Origin of the sequence: Streptomyces sp. NPDC001902 (assembly GCF_042891295.1) — a bacterium.
GTDB lineage: Bacteria > Actinomycetota > Actinomycetes > Streptomycetales > Streptomycetaceae > Actinacidiphila.
Genome location: NZ_JBIATA010000068.1, coordinates 1 through 1,118, shown reverse-complemented (window position 1 = coordinate 1,118; position 1,118 = coordinate 1). Strand labels below are relative to the sequence as shown.

Annotated in this window: 1 protein-coding gene; it reads right to left on the bottom strand. The window is 69.2% G+C overall.

Translation table 11 applies throughout. The features are described from left to right. Positions 1–1,058, bottom strand: a protein-coding gene (locus ACFYYN_RS43385) for an IS630 family transposase (protein WP_500550205.1) whose coding sequence is annotated in 2 segments (ribosomal slippage) — positions 1–594 and positions 597–1,058 — 1,056 coding nt annotated over the 2 segments. Because the reading frame shifts where the segments join, the coding sequence is not laid out codon by codon here. This gene is flagged as partial in the annotation. Between the last annotated feature and the right edge of the window lie 60 nt (positions 1,059–1,118).

Sequence of the window (1,118 nt, the reverse complement as noted above, 5' to 3'; positions counted from 1 at the left end):
GGTGATGGTCAGGCTGGTTCCGGCAAGGCAGCCGTTGATGAGGCCGGGCCGGAGCTGGATGTGTCGCAGGCCGCGCCGGAGGGTCTGCGTGAGGTGGTCGGGATCGGTGAACGCGGCATTGGCCATCGGTCCGCGCCGTAGGAGCGACCAGATGCCTTCCACCGGGTTGAGGTCAGGCGCGTAACTGGGCAGCTGGAAGATGGTGAGCCAGTCGTGGTCGGCCGCGTACTGCTTCATGCCGGCGGCCAGGTGAGTGTTCAAGTTGTCCCACACGAGCACGACCGGGCCACCGAGTTGGAGGTGGGCCCGGACGGCCAAGTCGCGGTAATCGGTCCACGCGAAACTCTTGCGTGCCCCTTTGAAGGGCAGGTGGAACCGGGGACGGTAGATCAGCCGCGGTCTCTCGCCCGGCTTGTAGCAGCACAGCGCGGCGACCGAGATCCGCCGTCGGGAGCGTCCCCGGACCCTCACCACGGGCGTGTGCCCTCGCCGGCCCCAGGTGCGTGCGCGAGGCGGCGTCATCGCGAACCCGGCTTCGTCCTCAAAGACGATCCAGGCCCCGAGCGCCGCCGCGGTGCTTCCACCAACGGCCACACCTCCTTCTTCCACAGCTCCACGGCGCCCTCATCACGCTCCAGCGCCCGCCGAGCTGGGCTCTGCCACGACCAGCCATGCCGTTGCAGCAGCCGCCACACCCCGGCCACCGACAAGGAGATCCGAAACCTGCGGTCGACCACCGTCTGGACCCGCGCCAGGGTCCACCGCTGGTCTTCCCAGCCATGCGCGGCCGGCCCCCTGCCCAGCTCCTCCTCCAGGACCGCGAACTGCTGGGCAGACAGCTTCGGTACTTGACCCGGACCAGCCGACCGCAGTCCCTCGATGCCGCCCTCACGCCAGGCCCGACGCCACCGCTCCACCGACCGCTCGCTGACCCGTAACTCCTTCGCGATCGCCGCCGTCTTCTCACCACGTGCGAACTGCGCCGCGGCCTCCAGCCGCACCTGTTCACGAAACGCCCGCCGCTCAGCGGTCAGGCCCCCACCCTGCGCATACCGCATAGCAACGGCATACCGCAGGGATCACCACCCGTCACCACCCGACGCCCACACGAAAACCTC